The following is a 19,352-nucleotide window of genomic DNA, read 5'->3' as shown; positions in this document are numbered from 1 at the left end:
AATAAATATAATTATATGCTTCCTAAAATTATACATCATGTAGTTGGTCCAAAAACCAATGAGGTTGTGGACCGCTGTCTGGCATCCTGGCAGGTATTACAAGCAGAAGGTTACGAGTTTATGATCTGGAAAGATCCGGATATTGAAGTGTTTCTGACTGAAAATTACCCTCAGGTTTACAATGCTTTTGCCAATGCACGTAACCATGGCGAGGCTGCGGACATTGCCAGATATATCTTGGTTTATCATTATGGCGGCCATTATATAGATTGGGACATTCATCTGATAAACCCTCATGAGTTTTTGACCTTATGTGAAAATAACCCAAGCGGATATTTGTTATGTGATTTTAACGACCGCGATAGTCTTGCTTCCGAATGTTTTGCCGCCGAAAAAAATGAACCTTTTTTGTTGGCTGTGATAAAAGAGATTGTGGATTTGTATGAAAACGGTTCGTTCAAAGATTACCATACGTTATGGTACACAGGCCCCTTCAGGTTAAGGGACACTTTGAAAAATACCAAATCCAATCAAAGTATTTTAAAAGTAAAAGATGCTTTTGTTTATGATTATGCAGAGATCAAAGAAATGCCGGAAAGGGATTTTACACAACCGATGATCCATTACTGGCTACATTCCTGGCTGGAAAAGAAAGAAGAAAATGTTTGAAATGTAACTGATGGCCTGGTTAGAAGTTGTTCAAACTATTTCTGAATGCTTCTTTTATCGCCTGAAATTTAATGATTTTTTGGGGTTTTTCGATCAGTAGCAATTACCAAAGCAAAATTTATGGCATAAAAGAAGCATTGTAAATTTTTATGTTAGAAACTAAGCTCATGTTCAATATTTGTTAACCTAAATTCATCACCCTTTAAATCCATCCCTTTCTATGATTATTGAATAATCAGTAGTAAGGTTAAAATTGCAATTTCATAATTTTTGCACTACATATAGTAAAGCAGAGGAAAGGAGCTACCTACTAAAGTGGTAACAATTAAATATTATTTAACATTTTTATTAAAAAACTAATTGCTACTGTTCTCAAATGCGTGATGACTATATCCACCAGTAATTTTACTCTAAAACAGCAGACCTGTTTAGCTGTGAAAGTTGAAAATAATTTATTCTGATTGATCGGTTTTTTCAGTTAAAATTAATCTACCAAATATTCAGAAACACAACCTAAATTTTATATACACTTGATTCATTTTACAACATTTGAAACTATTGTTTGCTTTAAAGCTACGCGCTCAAACCTGCAAAACGGCACGAAAAACAATACACAAAAAGGTGCTTTCCTTTAGGTATAAGGCTGTTTACTTGAAGTATTTTGCGGTTTCTTTAAAGGATCATGGCTTTTCCTTCAAGTAATTTGAGCTTTCCTTATGATATTTGAGGTTTTCATTTTAGGTTTCCGGCCTTTCTTTGCAGGTTTTTGGCGGTTAGTTTTGGTTTTACTAACTGCTTCGTCCACCCTTATCTACGGACTGACTGCTGCCAACCTTATCTTTAACAAGTTTTTTTGTATGCTTTGGGTTTGTACTGCTCACCTGCTTTCCCAATTCCGCAGCTTTAAAAAATCAGGCAAACAAAAAACGCCCTTTGGTATAGTAAAACGGCATTGGTGATCAGCGGTGGAAATCGGCGCAATTACAGTTTGAATGGGCAAACGGTTGCTCGTGGCTTGCATGGTGTTCATAGCAAAGACGACACATGTTTAATTACTTTATCCACGTACGTTGTGCAATCATGCGAAAGTGCTGAGCAACAAACGGTTTCGCGTTGCTGCGCGTAAGCATTAGCAGGTGCCGACAGGTAATAACGAGTAAAGTTTGATAACGGGCTGCATAACCTTGGCATTTTAAATCAACCCAAAAACTTTGAAGTAAACCTTAGCCCCGCTTTATTCTTTAACGGCTTTTATGGCGATGACCCGGTCTTCAAACTCGTCATTCGGCAAAAAAAGACCTGTTTTTTACTTTGGTTTTGTACGTATAGATGGTGTTGACGGAGTAATTTAAAATTTTGGCTATCGTTTCATTGTCATCAATGCCCAGCCTGATCAGGGCAAAAATGCGCAGTTCTGTATTAAGCAGTTGGTTATCGTGTAAATGGACCTGGTGTTCTGCATCAAAAAAAGCATTAAAATCTTCAATAAAATTGGGGAACAGGTTAAGAAAAACATGGTCAAAACTGTTAGACAAACTTTCCCGTTCTAAACCGATGTTCAATTTGTTCAAAAACAGCAGCACCTCATCATAGCGTTTTTCTTTTACAACTTTTTCAATAGAACGCTTTAACCGGTCGATCTTTTCAATATAGCTGGAGTGCACGTTAAAAAAATAACCGATATATTCATCTTTGATCATGTTGGCCTCATCCAATTTGCTGTTTATATTGGATAAAGACCGGTTTGCAATGTCCAACGCCTGATTTGCCTTAGTAAGGGCTTCGTTTGTGGCGTTTAAATGAACATTTTTATCAAAGATCACCTGATCTCCAATCCGAAGTTTTTTAAGCTGCTTCAAGGTGATGATCGAAAAAACAATCACCACTACAACCAAGAAACTAATGATAGACGCAAAAATAATTAAGGATTGCTTTTGTTTCTCAACATCATTGATCCTTTCACTTTCTATTACGGGCAATATATTGCTGATTTTTGCCTCGCGGTGCCTGGCACCATAAAAATTAGCATCAGCTATGGCATTGTTGATATAATTATAGGCAAGCTTGGTGTTGCCTTGTTCAAAATAGTAAGCAGCAAGATCGGTCAGCGCAACTGATTCTTCTGTTGAATGTACATTATCTACAATAGCAGCATTTATCAATGCCGTCAGTCCGGGTTGTTTTTGGTCAAGCCTGAAACAGGTATAACTTAAACTGCTTAAGTTAATGGCACTATCCTGATAAGATTGATTGATTTTAAGTATTTGATGATATGCTGTTAAAGCCGTTTTAAAATTTGCTGTACGTATAGACTTTAGGCCTGTTGCAGACAAAGATTCATAAGAACCTGCCGGATTTTGCCTGATTATCGTATCACAATATTTAAGCCCGGTAGCATTATACCTGTCGTAGTAATCATTGATCCTGTAAAAATCTGCCATGTCAAAATAATTTCTTGCATTTAAAAACAGATACTCAAATTGCTGGTGTGTTTAAATACTTACGGTTGATTGTGCTTAAAGTATCTAACCCTTCTCTAAATAAACCGGCCGATATCAAAACAAAACCCATTTGCACTTTAGAATAGTTTATCTTATTGGGGTTTTTTAACAAATAATCGCATTCGTTCAGTTTTTTGCAGTACACATAGGCGGAATCATGAATGAAAGATTTATAGGCGTTGAACAGTTTTTCGTAGTTATTATACCTGTTGTTTAATGAAGAAAAATTGTCGGCAAGTTCTTTTTTTATTTTTTTTATCTCGTTGGACCTTTTCTGATCGTATATCGGCTTATTTCTCAGCTCCTGATTCAATATTTGCTGCAAACTGTCGGTTCTGGTAAAAACTGTTCTGGCCACTATAATTTGTGGAAAAATCATGATCAGGCATAAAAATACAATACCTTTAAAATGACGACCAGTGTTTTTGGGCATGAATCAAGCTATAAAAAATTCAGGTAATGGTATAAGCGCAAGTTTAATTTTTTTCAACAATTGTCCATACTTCTTTTACCACATAAAATCTTTAAAATCCGGTACTTTTTATATCGGATCGGTGTACAATTAAAATTTATAGGCATAAAAGAAGCATTATAAATGTTTATGATCTAACCTGAACAAACCTAAATACCGTCCAAAAAAATACAGCAGCAACAGTTCTTAAACCGATGAGCATGAAATTGTACCGATAAAAACAGTATGGCTCACTTCCCAAACTTCAGCTTTAACTGCGCCAGCATATCGTCGTTGATCGGTTCGGCGGGTTTGTCTTCGCGGCGTGGCTGCTGCGGATAGCTGGGTTTATGCTGCGGTTTCTGCTGTTGGTTATGCTGATGCTTTGGTTGGTTTTCCGCCTGTACAGGTTTAACAAAAGGTTTGGGCTGATGCTGGTTTTCAGGCTTCGGCTGCATAGGTTTTGGTTGTTCCTGCTTTGGTTGCTCCTGCTTGTTTGGTACTTCCGGCTTGGGCTGCGGCTGCGGTTTGGCCAGGTTTTTTTTGGCTGTCCAGCGTTTGTAGATTGCATCCAACCGGCGTTTGGTATAAAGTGGAAAATCGCCGTGCATCATCCACGCATAATAACTTGGCTCGATCTGAAAAACATCTTCTACCCTTTTGCCTTTGTGCTTGCCAAAGTTAAAAGTCTCTTCCCCGGCTTCGTTAAAAACCATGCGTCCGGCAAAATCAACCGGCTTGGAAAGGTTGGTAAACTGATGCAACGCTTCCACATCGTTCAACACCGGTACTGTTTTTACGCCCTTTTTATTCTCCCATTCCACGCCTTCGTATTTATCCAATTGAGATAACAAAACTTCCATTGTGGCGCGCGTATCGGCTTCGGCAGAGTGTGCGTTGACGATGTCTTTTCCGCAGTAAAACTGATACGCCGCGCGCAAAGTCCGCTGCTCCATCTGGTGGAAAATGTTCTGCACATCTACAAAATTTCTGTTTTCCAGGTCCAAATCCACTTCGGCGCGCAGAAATTCTTCCATCAGCATCGGGATGTCAAACTTGTTGGAATTGTATCCCGCCAAATCACTTTCGCCCAAAAACGCGGCAACCTCGGCAGCAATGGCTTTAAAAACGGGTTCATCTTTAATATCTTCATCATAAATGCCATGTACCAGCGAAGATTCCAGCGGGATTGGCATTGCGGGATTTACGCGCCAGGTTTTTACTTCTTCGGTTTGGTCCGGGTTGATTTTGATGACCGACATTTCTACAATCCGGTCGTTGCCAATGTGTACGCCGGTGGTTTCCAGGTCGAAAAATGCCAGCGGACGTTTTAAGTTTAATTTCATGTGTTTGATAAAGTGCAAAGGTGGTAAAAAGCATTTTAACCGAAAAACGGACAGGGTTGTTTAAGTTGAAGAATGCTTCTTTTATCGGTAAAAAATTGACTTAGATCAGCCAAAAATCAAAATACCGGCGATGATCCCGACCACCATAATTACGTAAAGCAAAATTTCTGTGCCGGCAAAACGTTTGTATTTCGTCCAGAAGGAATAATCTTCTTTTGGTTTTGGCATGATAAATCAGCAATTTCAGGTTTACAAAAATGCTTCTTTTATCGGTATAAATTTGGGCTGATGCTGTTTTTATCAACCTAAATTTATTCTGACACAACTGATCCGCAGCGAGAAAAATATTTGTACATCGCCGGGTCGTGCAGTTTTACCAGCATAATCCCTTTTTTGGTGCTGGCATGTACCACGTAATCGTTTTGCAGATAAACGCCTACGTGACTAAACTTTTTGCCATCGAAATCAAAAAAAACCAGATCACCTTCCTGCAATTGCTCTTCGTATTTTCGTTTGATAACGGTTACCTGCTGGCTGGTCATCCGCGGCAAATTGATGCCGTAAACCTGCTGTTCCAACAATAAGGCAAAACCGGAACAATCTATGCCATCCTTGTCCAAACCGCCGAAACGGTAAGGCGTGCCCAGCCACTGATCGATAAAAGTGTACAATCTTCCGTTGCTGATCTGGCTTTCATCAACGCCCATCATTGTAGAATATTTTTGGCTGATGGATGCTGCGGGCTGTACAATTTCGCCGGGTTCTCCTTTTAAAACATGCTTGCGCGATTTGCAGGCCGAAAAAAGTATCGGTAAAAGAAGTATGTACAAAAAGGTTTTGGGAACACGCATCGCTGTAAAGATAATTAATTGCAAGTCTGATTTTTACGGCTAAAAACAGCATGTGTTTAAAATAAAAAACCTCCGGTTATTAGCCGGAGGTCCTATCTTGAAGCACTTGGTTTTAGTTAAACCGGTATCGCAAACCAAACTGCATGTAATAAGTAGAATTTAGCGTAACATCGTCTCTAAAAGTTGATGAAACTAAAGCACCTCTATCAGCAGCCAACCTAAAAGTTGGTTTAACTGTACCGCCAGCTACCAAAGCAGTGGTATTGGTAGGCGTTAAAATAGCACTTGCGTTAACTAATTTATGTACTCCCCAACGATTATTTAAGAAGTTGCCAATATTAAATACATCCCAGGTAAACTCTAATGTATTGCGCTTTCCGCCAACATTGGTAAATAATTGCTGGATAAATTTAAAATCAAACTGACTTCTCCATGGGTAAGTAGCACCATTTCTGGTAGTATATTCTCCCATATGTTTACTTAAATACTTATCCTGAGCGATGTAGGCAAAGAAGGCATCACTTTGTTGTTGCGGTGTATAGGTTATACCATTGATCGTGTTGGATACAAAGGTAATTTCTGAAGGGTTTTTTGGAATATAAATCAAATCATTAGTTTGACCATCCCGGTTGAAATCAGCACCATAGTAATAAGTGTAACGGCCATCTATAGAACCTTCATAAAATAAAGATAATGTAGTAGCCAGGTGCTTTAAATATTCTCTGCGATAAGAAAAATTAGCCACAATACGATCAGGAACCACGTAACTTGCAGTTGACAAACCAGGGTTATTGGCATTACCTGATACATAATTTGTAGTCCAGGTATTCAACAGCTGATCTCCGCTTCCATCAAACAGATTTTTGGCCTCACTGTGAATGTAAGCTATGGATCCGCTAAAACCTTTTTGGAAGGTTTTCTGTAATCTGGCTGTTATTGAATAGTAGTAACCGCCTTTACCGTTGGTTAAAATTACCGGATTAAATGCCTGTGTTCCGGTTGTAGTACCGGTGGGTACCGCTAAACCGGCAGAAGTTAAGGGGTAAATAAACTTTGTTGAGTTGGTTGCAGGATAAACTAAACGGCTGTCCGGGTAGCCGGCAACGTTCAGGTTACTTGGGTTTACCAGATTAGGGTTAATTCCTCTTACCGGGTTGATATCTTTGTTATAAATACCTTCTAAAGTACCTACAATCCCGAAAGGTAATTTACCGTCAACAGCTAATGTACTTTTCCAGGCCTGCGGGAATTTCAGGTTAGGGTCCATCACACTAATTGTACTAGGTATGGTTGTTCCTGCAGCCGGAGGTGTTGCAGGGAGATATGCTCTTGGGTCAGGATTAAACGGCCCGGGAGTGCTATTTACTCCTGAGTAGGTTTTAGTAAACTGCAACAAACCGGAATCTCCGGATTGAGCTACGATCCACACATAAGGAATTGTACCGGTAAAAATACCTGTACCGCCACGAATTTGTAAAGACCTGTCTCCAAAAATATCATAGTTGAAACCGATTCTGGGAGAAACCATTATACGTGTTTTTGGCAATTCACCGGTATTGATAGTTGTACCGTTAAAATTAAGGGCAGCTACCAAAGGATGTGTACGGATTTCATCTACGCCCGGATAAGTCGGTAAATCGAACCTGATTCCGGGTGATATTCTGAATTTATCAGAAAAAGTAATGTCATCCTGGCCATAAACAGAATACTGTGCAAACTTAAAGCTGGGGAATACCTGATGATAATCAGAATTAATTGGGTAAGTAATTGCATAGTCGGTCGGATTTTTTCCGCCAATAAACGAATCCCACGAATCAAAAGTATAATAACCCGTTCCGAAACGCTGAAAACCATTTTTGATTTTACTGAATTCTGCCTGTCCGCCAACAGTCCAGGAATGGATGCCGGTTGTCCAGTTTAAATAATCATAAAAAGAATAAGTTCTTACATCCCGAAGGTTACCATAAGTAAAAGGCTCGTAACCAAAAGAAGTATAAGGATAAGTTCCGCCTGGCGTAACGCTTGTTGTATTGTTTAAAATATCTACAAACGGAAATACCTGACTGTCTGAACTGCGCGGATCATTTTGATGATCAAAAGTTCCTCTCAAGGTGTTTGCTAATTTGGTATTGAACAGATTGAAGCTGGAATTTAACTCTGCAGATAAAGAGTATAAATTCTGATCCTGGTAATAATTAGAGTTAGCAAATTGCAGCGCATACTGGCTGGTGCGGGTTTGTGTAAAACTAGGCAGCGGACTTCTGGATGTACTTACAAAGCTTGGTGTCCGGCTTTCTACCTGGCTATAACGTACATTAAAATGGTTATTATCGTTGATGTTCCAATCTAACTTACCTAAAAATTTTGTGTTGGTTGATTTGAAGCCATAACCCTGATATGCACCCGGATCGTAACCATATTTAGATATTAAAGTTTGACGGTAGCCATCTAAAACAGAAGCCATAGGTCTTTTAACAGTAGTAGAAGTTGCTGAATAAGGATTATCAGGTGTTGATGCAGTAAATTGCTGGCCCGGATATTCATTTTTGTAGGTTTCAAAATTACCGAAGAAAAATAATTTATTCTTAATAATTGGCCCGCCTATTGCAAAGCCATAAGTATTTTGTTGGGTTGCCTGTTTAACAAATGAAGAACGGTTTACTAAATTTCCCTGCAGGCTTTGATTTCTGAAAAACGTATAGGCAGTCCCCCTAAACTCGTTTGTACCGGATTTTGTAACGGCGTTTAACGCACTCCCGATGAAACCGGATTGTTTAACATCAAAAGGAGAAACGTTAACAGATATTTCTTCTAACGCATCAATAGAAATTGGAGCCCCATTGGCTGGCAAATTACTACCGATACCAAATTGATTATTGAAATTAGAACCATCAACCGTGATGTTGTTCTGGCGATAGTTACCACCGCCGATTGCACCGTTGCTGGTAGATGTTGCCTGAGGGGTTAAACGCGACAATTCATTGATATTACGGCCGATAGTTGGCAGGTTACCAATATCTCTTGAACTAATATTTGTGGTGGAACCTTCATGGCTGGAGTTGAGCAGCCTTGATGTTGTTGCAACAACTGTAACTTCCTTTAACTCTGTACTGCTTTGTAATACACTGTTTAAAACATAATTCTGACCTAATGTTAAAACTATATCGTTTTCTGTTTTGGCCTGATAACCAATGTAGCTTATAGTTACCGAATAAGGACCGCCAACGCGCATGTTAGGGATAGCGTACCTTCCATCTGCGTTTGTGGCTGTGCCATATCTTGTACCGCTGGGCAAGTGGGTAGCCTGAATGGTAGCTCCGATCAAAGCTACACCCTTCGAGTCTTTAATTACACCGTTTAAACTGCTTGTTGTAACCTGCGCAAAGGCAAAATTTACCGCAAATAGTGAAAAGAACAAGAGAAGTAAGTGTTTTCTCATACTTGTTTGTTGTTTTTGTTTAATAGTTTTTAGATAAACCTGTTTTTTGGCAAATATAACCAATCACTTTCTCAACAAGGTTAATTTAATATTAACAATTAGCAAAGATTTTCAACATTGATTAACCAAACATTCAGAAAAATATTAATTAATCAGCATTATGTGTCTTTTTTTAAAAAATCGAATCAAAAAAACAAACCTGTTAAAGCTTTGGCAATACTGTTTTTACCATGTTTTTTTCAGGCTTTTTATTTAATTTCGGCCATAAATATTAAAAGGAATTTCTGATATGAATTACGATGTCATCGTTATTGGCACTGGCCCGGGCGGTTATGTAGCTGCCATCCGTGCGGCACAGTTGGGTTTAAAAACTGCCGTCATCGAAAAAGAATCTTTAGGTGGCATCTGCCTTAACTGGGGCTGTATCCCTACAAAAGCTTTGTTAAAAAGTGCACAGGTTTTTGAATATATCAACCATGCAGAAGAATACGGTTTAAAGGTAAACGGCAGCGAAGTTGATTTCGGCAGCATCATCAAACGCAGCCGCGGTGTGGCCGATGGCATGAGCAAAGGCATCCAGTTTTTGATGAAAAAAAACAAGATCGATGTCATCATGGGTACCGGTAAATTAAAAGGAAAAGGTGCCGTAGAAGTGAAAGCTGCCGACGGTCCGGCCAAAGAATATACCGCTAAAAACATCATCCTGGCAACCGGCAGCCGCTCGCGCGAATTGCCTAACTTGAAACAGGACGGCGTAAAAGTGATCGGTTACCGCCAGGCCATGAACCTGCCGAAACAGCCGCAAAGTATGGTTGTAGTAGGTTCCGGGGCAATCGGTGTAGAATTCGCATATTTTTATAATTCCATCGGCACAAAAGTTACGGTGGTTGAATATCTGGACAATATTGTTCCGGTAGAAGATGAAGACGTTTCCAAGCAACTGGCACGTTCGTTCAAAAAAATCGGTATCAATATCATGACGGGCTGCACGGTAGAATCTGTTGACAGCTCTGCCGAAAAATGTAAAGTAAACATCAAAACCCCAAAAGGCAACGAGGTGATTGAGGCAGATATCGTGCTATCTGCGGTTGGCGTGCAAACTAACCTGGAAAATTTGGGCTTGGAAGAACTGGGCATCAAAACCGAAAAAGGCAAAATTTTGGTTGATAATTTTTACAAAACCAATGTAGAAGGCGTTTTTGCCATTGGTGATATTGTGATGGGCCAGGCGTTGGCGCACGTTGCTTCTGCGGAAGGGATTATTTGTGTGGAGAAAATTGCCGGGAAAAACCCGGAACCTTTAAATTACAACAACATTCCGGGCTGTACCTATTGCTCCCCGGAAATTGCTTCCGTTGGATATACCGAAAAAGCGGCACGAGAAGCTGGTTTTGATATCAAAGTTGGTAAATTTCCATTCTCAGCTTCAGGAAAAGCAAGTGCATCCGGTGCCAAAGATGGTTTTGTAAAAGTGATCTTTGATGCCAAGTACGGCGAATTTTTGGGTGCGCACATGATCGGAAACAACGTAACCGAAATGATTGCCGAAGTAGTTACCGCACGAAAACTGGAAGCAACCGGGCACGAAATCATTACTTCTGTACATCCGCACCCAACCATGAGCGAAGCCGTGATGGAAGCCGCCGCCGATGCTTATGGCGAAGTGATCCATTTATAATTTGGCTGTTTTAGTGTTCAATCAATACTTCTTTTATCATACAAAAACCTGTGGCAGCGCAGGTTTTTGTGTTTGCAGAAAAAATGGTTGGCAATGCTTCTTTTATCTGCATAAATCAACAATCCTGTATGGCCTGGTTCTATCTTATTTTGGGCGGTTTGTTTGAAGTTGGTTTTACCACCTGCCTCAAGTTTTCCAACAATTTCAGCAATTTAAAATGGAGTATTGCTTTTTTTATCTGCATAATTTTAAGCTTTTTGCTGATGAACAAAGCTATCCAGACTTTGCCCATCGGTACTGCTTATGCCGTTTGGACAGGTATCGGGGCAGCGGGTTCTGTTTTGATCGGCATTTTCATTTTTAAAGAACCGGCAGATTTTTGGCGGTTGTTTTTTATTTTTATGCTGATTGCTTCTATCTTAGGTTTAAAACTGGTAACGAAGGATTAAGGATAAAGTTGGTATTACATTAATTCTTATTTTTGTTTAAATGCCTGAATTTTTAGAGATTAACGGATAAAATTTAGTTTTTACGGTGATAAAATCAGCATTGAATGATGCTTTGCATCAATTGCAAAACAATTTCAAATCCAAACTTCCAATTACTTAAATAGTTTGTGCTTCATACTTCCTATTAAGTTAATCCGATAAATTTTCCATGCAACTCCATACCATCAACACCGGATTGTTTAAATTAGACGGCGGTGCCATGTTTGGCGTAGTGCCCAAAACAATCTGGCAAAAAACCAATCCGGCAGATGAGCAAAATTTGTGCACGCTGGCCATGCGCTGCCTGCTGATCAGGCACGAAAACCGCCTGATTTTGATCGATACCGGCATCGGCGATAAACAAAGCGAAAAGTTTTTAAGTTATTATCATTTGCACGGCGATGGTTCGTTAACAAAATCGCTCCGGGAAAAAGGTTTTTCTGCCGATGACATTACCGACGTTTTTCTTACACATTTACACCTCGATCATGTTGGCGGCGCGGTAATCTCAGAAAACGCTCAGCTTAAACCAGCTTTCAAAAATGCAACTTACTGGAGCAACCAAAAACACTGGGACTGGGCAATCAACCCGAACGATCGCGAAAAAGCTTCTTTTTTGAAGGAGAACATTTTGCCTTTGCAGCAAAGCGGGCAATTGCAATTTATCAATCCGGCCGATGCTTCTTTTACCGATATTTTTTTGGTGAGATTTGTTTCCGGCCACACCGAAGCGATGATGCTGCCGCAAATCCACTACAAAAACCAAACGCTGGTTTACGTGGCCGATCTGATCCCGACTGCCGGACACATTCCGCTGCCATATATCCCAGCTTATGATATGTTTCCGTTGCAAACTTTGAAAGAGAAAAAAGCATTTCTGGAAGAAGCCGCCACGAAAAACTACATCCTGTTTTTTGAGCACGATGCAGAAAACGAATGCTGTACCGTAAAAAAAACTGAAAAAGGTATCCGCTTAGATCAAACCTTCAAATTAGCTGATATTTAGGTGGATAAAAGAAGCATCGGCATTGTTTTCAAGCAAACAATTTCCGCGATACCATTAAATGTTTATTCTGTTTTACACATTCGTATTTTTTTACAGATATTTTTTATTTTTGGATACTTTAACCCGGATAAATCAGATAAGGCAGCATTTATAAATGAGACAACTCAAAATAACCCAATCCATAACCAATCGTGAGTCGCAATCATTGGACAAATACCTTCACGAGATTGGGAAAGTTGATTTAATTACCGCAGAAGAGGAAGTAATATTAGCACAAAAAATCCGGGAAGGCGATCAGGCAGCGTTGGAAAGACTGACAAAAACCAATCTCCGATTTGTGGTTTCGGTAGCAAAACAATATCAAAATCAAGGACTTACGCTGGGTGATTTGATCAACGAAGGAAACCTGGGTTTAATTAAAGCGGCCAAACGTTTTGACGAAACCAAAGGCTTCAAATTTATTTCCTACGCCGTTTGGTGGATCCGTCAATCCATTTTGCAAGCCATTGCCGAGCAATCGCGGATTGTGCGTTTGCCGCTTAATCAGGTAGGTTCGTTGAGCAAAATCAGCAAGGCTTTTTCCAAATTAGAGCAGGAATACGAGCGCGAACCTTCTCCGGAAGAACTGGCCGATACGCTGGAAACGACCGTTGATAAGATTTCTGACACGCTGAGCAACTCCGGCCGCCACGTTTCGATGGACGCGCCATTTGTTACCGGCGAAGAAAATACGTTGCTGGATGTGCTGGGCAACAAGGAACCGAATACCGATTCGATGCTGATTGATGAATCTTTGGCAGAAGAAATCAGGCGTTCTTTATCTTCATTAACGGAACGAGAACGCGAAATTTTAATATTATTTTTTGGTTTAGGCGGAAACAGTCCGTTTTCATTAGAAGAAATCGGCGAAAAATTCAGCTTAACGCGCGAACGTGTCCGACAGATTAAAGACAAAGCTTTGCAGCGTTTGCGCCATACTTCGCGCAGCAAAATATTGAAATCTTATTTGGGATAGGTTTCCCGGCACATACTTTAAAAAGTTTTTGGCAATGAAGCTTTTTTTATGACTTAATTTCTGATTACAGCGGTTTAAGCAGCCGCGCCACAAACATCGTATCAGATTTTCGCTCATAACCTTTCAACAATTCCGAAGCTACTAAAATCAGCTTTGCTTCTTTTACAAGGTAATTTACAACTTCCTCATTTTCTTCGCGGAAGGCAGAACAAGTGATGTAAATCAGCGGTTTTCCAGGCTTTAAATATTTCAGCACGTTCAGGCCGATCGTTTTTTGTAACTGCTGGAAAAACGCAATCCGCGAAACCGAAAACTGACTGATCATTTCCGGCGTCCTGCCCCAGGTGCCAGAGCCGGTGCAGGGCGCATCCAAGATAATCCCGTCAAAAGCATAATCATGTAAAACAGAATCAAAGTTTTGGGTCAGGTCAATTACTTTTTTCTGATATTTTTTGATCCCGGCCAACATAAAACGCTCGTCCAGGTTATCCAAAACCGATTCTCGGATATCCGAAACCACTAATTTTAAGTCCGGCTCCAACGCATGTAAAAGCAACGTTTTTCCGCCCGAAGCAGCGCAGGCATCCCACCAGTTTTCCCATTTTTTGGGTTGAAAATAGTGCGCGGTCATCTGCGAAGATTCGTCCTGCACTTCAAAAAAACGCTGCGCCGGAAAAATTTGATCCAGTTTTGTTCCGTTGGGAAGTGACAGACATTGTCCGTCTTTCGTTTTTAAAATTAGGCCAGCATCGGTCAGGATTCTTTTCACGGCTGATTCATGCCCCTTCTGGACTCGTATAAACAAATCCGGCTGCAAAAAAAAGGACGGTAAAAACAGCATTGGGTCGATCCCTGCGGATAAATGTCCTGCAAACGGAAAAACATCTTCCAGCCTGAAATCCGGATACTGTTTTTGCAGGATCAAAATTTTATCGGCAACCGGCAAGGCAATCTGTGCGGCCAGTTCAGGTTTAAAAAAACCTAAAAACGAGTTTTCCTGGTTGTTGCATAAAAATTCGGCAGCAAACAAACGTTCTTCCGGCGGATAGTTTTTCAACGCTTTTCCTAACCGGAAGTAATTGTAAATCAGCCTCGAAGCAATCCTCCGGTCTGTAGAACCCATTTTTTTGTTCAGCCTGAAATAGCCCGGCAAAAACTTGTACAATGGCGTTTCTGCCGGATAATTTTCCAGTAAAATCAAAAACGTCCGCAGCTGATTTTCTGCCCTCATTGCACTGGTTTCAGCGTATAATTATCGTATTTCAGCACCTGCACGTTTGTATTGATCCAGCCGTAGCCTTTTTTCAGTACAAAATCATAATTGCTTTGCACATCGGCAGGTGCGTTTTGCAAATATTTGAAATCAAAACCGGGAATGGCAGCAAGCCTGGCAAAATACATTCCCGTATCAAAACCTTTAAGCGCATATTCGCTCGGTTCGGTATGATAAACTTTACGGAAATTTCGGATCAGATTGATCGTTTCTGCGGATTTATAATCAATTTGCGCTGCGGAAGTGATGCAGGTATGCAGTTTTTCCAGCAATTCGGGCTGTAAAAAAGTAGCTTTGCCCCAGTTTGGATGACCGAAAAGCTGCACCGGGTATGTATCCGCTAAAGCACCCAAAGCATTTAGGGTAACGCTTAAAAAAGCACGATCTGTTGCGGCAATTACAAAAACGTTTTCCGAAGTTTTAGAAAGTTTTGGCAGCAATGGCGTAAAATTACCTTTCGAAACAACCACATCAACTATTTTGATCTGCTTGTGGCTTAAACTGTCGATGCTGTTTTTAAAGGGTAAAATATATTTATTTTCTTCGGAAAAACCCGAACGCAAAATATATACTGTTTTTGGATGGATATTTTCCTGAATGTATTTGGCCGCGCGCCAGGCATGAAACTCCAGCGGCGGCGTTAAAGTAATCAGATTAGGGTTGTTGTAATTTTCCGGGGAAGCCGCCGAAAGCGGGGAAACCAGCGGTTTGTGCAAACTGTTTATATCGGCCGAAAACGCCTGTACACCAGCCGGAAAAACCGGGCCAACAATTAAATCACTGGTGCGGATGGCCGGGGTTTGAGAAAATTTTTGCGCCTGGCTCACTTCATCTTTTGTATCAAAAACCGTTAATTTAAAGCTTTGCCCGCTGCCGGAAAGCGAATCCAATGCCAGCTTAAAACCCTCATAAAAATCAACCGCAATGTTGGTTTTCAGCAGATTTTTGGTAGAAGTGTTGTTGCTGAAATCAATATTGTCCAGGTTAAAAGGCAAAAGTAAGGCGATAGCAGGAATGCGGTTTGGCTTAACCACTTTCGGCGTTTCTGCCGGTTTTGCCGCAGCTTTTTCTGCTTGTGCTTTTTCCTGATCGATTTGCCCCTGCGTTTTGGGCCGAGGCTGCGGCTGTACTACCGGCCGGATTTTGGGCGAACAAGCAGCCAAAAAAAATACCGATAAAAACAGTATTGCCCTACTCCCACTCAATTGTTGCCGGTGGTTTTGAACTGATATCGTACACAACGCGGTTAATTCCTTTAACATTATTGATAATTTCGTTTGATATTTTCCCAAGCAAGTTGAAAGACAAATGGCAAAAATCGGCCGTCATCCCGTCCAGCGATTCTACGGCGCGCAGGCAAATCACATTTTCATATGTGCGCTCGTCACCCATCACCCCAACCGATTGCACGGGTAAAAAAATGGCTCCGGCCTGCCAAACCTGGTCATAAACGCCTGCGGCTTTCAAATTATTGATGTAGATGGCATCAGCTTCCTGCAAAATGGCGATTTTTTCGGGCGTTACTTCACCTAAAATCCGGATAGCCAAACCCGGGCCCGGGAAGGGATGTCGGCCTAAAATGTCCGGATCAATTTCCAAAGCTTTACCCACTTTACGCACTTCGTCTTTAAACAATGTATTTAAAGGTTCTACTACTTTTAGCTTCATAAAATCCGGCAAACCGCCTACGTTGTGGTGCGATTTGATAGTTGCCGATGGCCCTTTCACCGAAACAGATTCGATTACGTCCGGATAAATTGTGCCTTGCCCCAGCCATTTTACGTTTTCGATACGATGTGCTTCATCGTCAAAAACCTCGATAAAAATACGGCCAATGGCTTTTCGTTTTTGCTCCGGATCAGACAAGCCCTGCAGCGCATCGTAAAAACGCTGTTTGGCATTTACACCTTTTACGTTCAGCCCCATGTGCTGGTACGAATCCAGAACGGATTGAAATTCATCCTTCCGCAGCAATCCGTTGTCCACAAAAATGCAATGCAGGTTTGGGCCGATGGCATGGTGCAGCAAAACCGCCGCAACCGATGAATCAACGCCGCCGGAAAGGCCCAAAACCACCCGGTCATCGCCCAGTTTTTCTTTAAGCCCGGCTATGGTTGTTTCTACAAAAGAATCGGCCGTCCAATCCTGCCGACATCCGCAGATATCTACCAGAAAATTTTGCAATAACTGCTTGCCATCAATGCTGTGTGTTACTTCCGGGTGAAACTGGATACCATAAGTTTGTGTGCCTTTAATTTGATAAGCGGCGACTTTTACAGAATCTGTGCTGGCAATAATTTCAAAATCATCCGCAATTGAAGAAATCGTATCACCGTGCGACATCCAAACCTGCGAATTGCCCGGAATTTGTTTGAACAGCGGGTTTTCTGGGTTGATGTACTGCAGGTGCGCACGGCCATATTCGCGTGTGCTGGAGGCCAAAACCTCGCCTCCGTTGTGGTGCGCCAGAAATTGCGCGCCATAGCAAACGCCCAAAACCGGCAGCTTGCCATGAAACAATTTGAACTCGAAACTTGGTGCATCAATCTGCCGTACTGAATACGGGCTGCCGGACAAAATAACTCCTTTTACAGATTCATCAAACTCGGGAAGATGGTTGAAGGGATGGATTTCGCAGTAAATGCTGAGTTCGCGGACGCGGCGGGCAATAAGCTGGGTAAACTGCGAGCCGAAATCAAGAATGATAATTTTTTCTTGCATCCGCGAAGATACAGAATCTGCCGAAACGGTAAAATTGGATTTTTGGGCGATAAAAACAGTATGCGATTTAAGCAAACCTGCGGTTGCTTGCTGTTACGTTCTTTTGTCTTGAAACAAAAGAACCAAAAGTTCAAGCAATGCGGATCGCCTCCGGGCGGCATTCGGCCCGGCGCGCCTGCGTGGTTACCTTAAAGGTGCCGATCTTGCAAACGATCCTTTATAGCCATGATTTATAGCGTTGTTTTATTTTTGTTCGATGCTTCTTTTATCACCTATTTTTTACCTTTTGCAGTTTTGAAGTTTGCAGAGGCGCAGGACAAGTAACCACCCAGGTGCGGCTGCCCGGCAAAACGCCCGGAGGCGATCGGGTTTGCCTTGATTTTTTGTTTCTTTTTCATCAAGGAAAAAGAAAGAGAAGAGGGAACGCAGTTCCTGATCAAATACAAAAAATTAGTTGATAAAAGAAGCATGGTTGATTAAGCAAACCTTCGGTTGCCTGGTTTTACGTTCTTTTGTCTTGAAACAAAAGAACCAAAAGTTCAAGAATGCCGTATCGCCTCCGGGCGGCATTCAAGCCCTCGCTCCTGGGTGGCGATCTTGCAAACGGCTCTTAATGGCGATGATTTATAGCGTTTATTATTTGTGCTGAATGCTTCTTTTATCAACCTAATTTCAACGGATTACTGTATCGGGTTCTGCGCTACTTTCTTCAACAAAAGTTTTGGTTTCCAGCACTTCCGGTTCTAAAACCTCATCACCCAAAAGCAGGCCCCAGGGTTGCAGACTTTCTACCCGGTCAAAAATTATTTTCAGGATCGCGATCACCGGAATGGACAAAAACATGCCCGGGATCCCCCAAAGCATTTCGCCCAAAACCACGCCGAGAATGGTGATCAAAGCATTGATACGTACTTTAGAACCCACGATCACCGGCAGTAAAACGTTGCTGTCTATCAGGTGCATGGCCACCGTGGTGGCCATGACCAGGAATATTTTACCGGCTTCCGCACCGCTGCTTAACGTTACCAACGTACTGATCAGTAATGCAGTAGCAATGCCAACATAAGGTATAATATTGAACAAACCGGTGATTAAACCGAGCAGCAAAGCGTATTTTAAGCCACCGATCAAAAATACGGTACAGCAAACGGCCGATACGATGGTCATCTCCAGCAGTAAGCCCAAAATGTATTTGGAAATGATGTACTTAACGCGTTCTACCACCTCGTAAACGGCAATGGCATTTTCTTTTTTAAATACGGCAACTAAAAACTGCAGCAGCAAACGCCGGTACAAAAGCAGGAAAAACGTATCCACAATTACAAAAACCCAAAACAACATAATTGCCGAAGCAGTGACCAGCGTTACACCGATTGCCGCCGTGCCGCCGCCAATATTATTGGTTGCGCTGTGTACCAAACTGATTTGGCGGCTGGCGTTCACGTGGTAATTCGCTTTCACCCAATCTAAAATTTGGTAATAAGTTGCGTTCAGCTGCACTTTCATTTGCGGCCAATCATCAAGTAAATCAGCAACTTGCGAGCCAACCAGATATAAAATAAGTGTGATAAAAGCCAGCATCAGCATAACCGATAACATGGAGGCAAGGCTTCGTTTCAGACCAAATTTTTCTTCCAGATATTTGCTTACGGGCAGCAGCAGCAGCGAAAACAAAACGGAAAACACCAGCGGACAAAGGATCTGCTTACCTGATGTAATTAAAAAACCCAATGCAAGCAGGATAAACAAAACGTAAGCCCAGCGGGCATAAAGTGGTCTGTTTTTTTTCAATTCAAGATGATTTAAAGTAGAGGCGGCAATTAAAACTTTGTTAACGGATGTTGTATTTTTTTGTTCAGCTTCTTTTTAGGATGAACTTTTTTACCAAATTTATACCGATAAAAGAAGCATCGC

Annotated in this window: 16 protein-coding genes; 5 read left to right on the top strand and 11 right to left on the bottom strand. The window is 41.3% G+C overall.

Going from position 1 to position 19,352, the window contains the following annotated elements; translation table 11 throughout:
* The first annotated feature begins 15 nt into the window (after positions 1-15).
* Positions 16-669, top strand: coding sequence for a glycosyltransferase family 32 protein (locus ACOFKR_RS08135; RefSeq protein WP_419803522.1), 654 nt, complete (start codon positions 16-18; stop codon positions 667-669).
* Between the two features lie 1,280 nt (positions 670-1,949).
* On the opposite strand, the gene ACOFKR_RS08130 is transcribed toward ACOFKR_RS08135, so the two are convergent.
* The 6 genes from ACOFKR_RS08130 to ACOFKR_RS08105 all read right to left on the bottom strand — a co-directional run bounded on the left by ACOFKR_RS08130 (position 1,950) and on the right by ACOFKR_RS08105 (position 9,257).
* A complete protein-coding gene (locus tag ACOFKR_RS08130; protein WP_419803521.1) occupies positions 1,950-3,110 on the bottom strand; it encodes a DUF6377 domain-containing protein in 1,161 nt (386 codons plus the stop codon).
* Between the two features lie 34 nt (positions 3,111-3,144).
* Positions 3,145-3,603 (bottom strand): hypothetical protein, encoded by a 459-nt coding sequence (locus tag ACOFKR_RS08125; RefSeq protein WP_419803520.1) that lies wholly within the window; start codon positions 3,601-3,603, stop codon positions 3,145-3,147.
* Between the two features lie 269 nt (positions 3,604-3,872).
* Positions 3,873-4,967 carry an exonuclease domain-containing protein gene (locus ACOFKR_RS08120; RefSeq protein ID WP_419803519.1) on the bottom strand — a complete coding sequence of 365 codons (1,095 nt, stop codon included), beginning with the start codon at positions 4,965-4,967 and terminating at the stop codon, positions 3,873-3,875.
* Between the two features lie 105 nt (positions 4,968-5,072).
* On the bottom strand, positions 5,073-5,195 hold the full coding sequence (locus ACOFKR_RS08115) for a hypothetical protein (RefSeq protein ID WP_419803518.1): 123 nt from the start codon (positions 5,193-5,195) through the stop codon (positions 5,073-5,075).
* 83 nt (positions 5,196-5,278) lie between these two features.
* Complete coding sequence (locus tag ACOFKR_RS08110; protein ID WP_419803517.1) at positions 5,279-5,818, bottom strand: C40 family peptidase; 540 nt, start codon at positions 5,816-5,818, stop codon at positions 5,279-5,281.
* 112 nt (positions 5,819-5,930) lie between these two features.
* Positions 5,931-9,257 carry a TonB-dependent receptor gene (locus ACOFKR_RS08105; protein WP_419803516.1) on the bottom strand — a complete coding sequence of 1,109 codons (3,327 nt, stop codon included), beginning with the start codon at positions 9,255-9,257 and terminating at the stop codon, positions 5,931-5,933.
* Between the two features lie 289 nt (positions 9,258-9,546).
* Between ACOFKR_RS08105 and lpdA the strand changes: the two genes are divergently transcribed.
* From lpdA to ACOFKR_RS08085, 4 genes are all read left to right on the top strand, one after another.
* Positions 9,547-10,935, top strand: coding sequence for a dihydrolipoyl dehydrogenase (gene lpdA, locus ACOFKR_RS08100; protein ID WP_419803515.1), 1,389 nt, complete (start codon positions 9,547-9,549; stop codon positions 10,933-10,935).
* A 128-nt stretch (positions 10,936-11,063) separates the two neighbouring features.
* Positions 11,064-11,384, top strand: coding sequence for a DMT family transporter (locus tag ACOFKR_RS08095; protein ID WP_419803630.1), 321 nt, complete (start codon positions 11,064-11,066; stop codon positions 11,382-11,384).
* A 208-nt stretch (positions 11,385-11,592) separates the two neighbouring features.
* Positions 11,593-12,429 carry an MBL fold metallo-hydrolase gene (locus ACOFKR_RS08090; RefSeq protein WP_419803514.1) on the top strand — a complete coding sequence of 279 codons (837 nt, stop codon included), beginning with the start codon at positions 11,593-11,595 and terminating at the stop codon, positions 12,427-12,429.
* Between the two features lie 154 nt (positions 12,430-12,583).
* Positions 12,584-13,444, top strand: a complete 861-nt coding sequence (locus ACOFKR_RS08085; RefSeq protein WP_419803513.1) for a sigma-70 family RNA polymerase sigma factor — start codon at positions 12,584-12,586, stop codon at positions 13,442-13,444.
* 64 nt (positions 13,445-13,508) lie between these two features.
* Here the strand turns inward: ACOFKR_RS08085 and ACOFKR_RS08080 are convergent, their stop codons facing one another.
* The 5 genes from ACOFKR_RS08080 to ACOFKR_RS08060 all read right to left on the bottom strand — a co-directional run bounded on the left by ACOFKR_RS08080 (position 13,509) and on the right by ACOFKR_RS08060 (position 19,229).
* Positions 13,509-14,675 carry an RsmB/NOP family class I SAM-dependent RNA methyltransferase gene (locus ACOFKR_RS08080; protein WP_419803512.1) on the bottom strand — a complete coding sequence of 389 codons (1,167 nt, stop codon included), beginning with the start codon at positions 14,673-14,675 and terminating at the stop codon, positions 13,509-13,511.
* Entirely contained in the window at positions 14,672-15,922 is a 1,251-nt protein-coding gene (locus tag ACOFKR_RS08075) for an ABC transporter substrate-binding protein (RefSeq protein ID WP_419803511.1), read from the bottom strand. Before ACOFKR_RS08075 ends, ACOFKR_RS08080 begins: the two co-directional genes overlap by 4 nt.
* Positions 15,909-17,438, bottom strand: a complete 1,530-nt coding sequence (gene guaA / locus ACOFKR_RS08070) for a glutamine-hydrolyzing GMP synthase (protein ID WP_419803629.1) — start codon at positions 17,436-17,438, stop codon at positions 15,909-15,911. Before guaA ends, ACOFKR_RS08075 begins: the two co-directional genes overlap by 14 nt.
* Positions 17,439-17,710: 272 nt before the next feature.
* Entirely contained in the window at positions 17,711-17,836 is a 126-nt protein-coding gene (locus tag ACOFKR_RS08065; protein ID WP_419803510.1) for a hypothetical protein, read from the bottom strand.
* A 274-nt stretch (positions 17,837-18,110) separates the two neighbouring features.
* Positions 18,111-19,229 carry an AI-2E family transporter gene (locus ACOFKR_RS08060; protein WP_419803509.1) on the bottom strand — a complete coding sequence of 373 codons (1,119 nt, stop codon included), beginning with the start codon at positions 19,227-19,229 and terminating at the stop codon, positions 18,111-18,113.
* Positions 19,230-19,352 lie beyond the last annotated feature (123 nt).

Origin of the sequence: Mucilaginibacter sp., assembly GCF_965201005.1 — a bacterium.
GTDB lineage: Bacteria > Bacteroidota > Bacteroidia > Sphingobacteriales > Sphingobacteriaceae > Mucilaginibacter_A.
This window is presented reverse-complemented; position numbering and strand designations above follow the sequence as displayed.

Bases quoted from the DNA above. Each gene is read 5' to 3' on its own strand.
- ACOFKR_RS08135 (WP_419803522.1), top strand. From the start codon at position 16: ATGCTTCCTAAAATTATACATCATGTAGTTGGTCCAAAAACCAATGAG.
- ACOFKR_RS08130 (WP_419803521.1), bottom strand. From the start codon at position 3,110: ATGGCAGATTTTTACAGGATCAATGATTACTACGACAGGTATAATGCT.
- ACOFKR_RS08125 (WP_419803520.1), bottom strand. From the start codon at position 3,603: ATGCCCAAAAACACTGGTCGTCATTTTAAAGGTATTGTATTTTTATGC.
- ACOFKR_RS08120 (WP_419803519.1), bottom strand. From the start codon at position 4,967: ATGAAATTAAACTTAAAACGTCCGCTGGCATTTTTCGACCTGGAAACC.
- ACOFKR_RS08115 (WP_419803518.1), bottom strand. From the start codon at position 5,195: ATGCCAAAACCAAAAGAAGATTATTCCTTCTGGACGAAATACAAACGT.
- ACOFKR_RS08110 (WP_419803517.1), bottom strand. From the start codon at position 5,818: ATGCGTGTTCCCAAAACCTTTTTGTACATACTTCTTTTACCGATACTT.
- ACOFKR_RS08105 (WP_419803516.1), bottom strand. From the start codon at position 9,257: ATGAGAAAACACTTACTTCTCTTGTTCTTTTCACTATTTGCGGTAAAT.
- lpdA (WP_419803515.1), top strand. From the start codon at position 9,547: ATGAATTACGATGTCATCGTTATTGGCACTGGCCCGGGCGGTTATGTA.
- ACOFKR_RS08095 (WP_419803630.1), top strand. From the start codon at position 11,064: ATGGCCTGGTTCTATCTTATTTTGGGCGGTTTGTTTGAAGTTGGTTTT.
- ACOFKR_RS08090 (WP_419803514.1), top strand. From the start codon at position 11,593: ATGCAACTCCATACCATCAACACCGGATTGTTTAAATTAGACGGCGGT.
- ACOFKR_RS08085 (WP_419803513.1), top strand. From the start codon at position 12,584: ATGAGACAACTCAAAATAACCCAATCCATAACCAATCGTGAGTCGCAA.
- ACOFKR_RS08080 (WP_419803512.1), bottom strand. From the start codon at position 14,675: ATGAGGGCAGAAAATCAGCTGCGGACGTTTTTGATTTTACTGGAAAAT.
- guaA (WP_419803629.1), bottom strand. From the start codon at position 17,438: ATGCAAGAAAAAATTATCATTCTTGATTTCGGCTCGCAGTTTACCCAG.
- ACOFKR_RS08065 (WP_419803510.1), bottom strand. From the start codon at position 17,836: ATGAAAAAGAAACAAAAAATCAAGGCAAACCCGATCGCCTCCGGGCGT.